This is a genomic window from Streptococcus suis (genome assembly GCF_024509555.1).
Taxonomy (GTDB): Bacteria; Bacillota; Bacilli; order Lactobacillales; family Streptococcaceae; genus Streptococcus; species Streptococcus suis_AD.
Map to the genome: position 1 here is coordinate 1 of NZ_JAMWEL010000105.1, position 222 is coordinate 222.

Annotated in this window: 1 pseudogene; it reads left to right on the forward strand. The window is 44.6% G+C overall.

Features of this window, described 5'->3' with window-relative positions:
• Positions 1 to 222, forward strand: a pseudogene (locus NF418_RS10520) (hypothetical protein); the annotation flags it as partial.

Here is a 222-nt window from a genome sequence, read left to right on the forward strand (position 1 = left end):
TCCCAGCAGGTGTTGAGCTTAAAGAAGGCGACAAAGTCACTGCGACAGCAACCGACAAAGCTGGTAACGTCTCAGAACCAACAGAAACTACAACGACAGCTAACCCATCAGATGCGGATGAGAACACACCAAAAACTCCAGCCGTAACGCCAGTTGAAGATACAAACAACTTGACTGATGATGAGAAAGCTAAAGTTAAGGAAGAAGTTGAGAAATCTAATC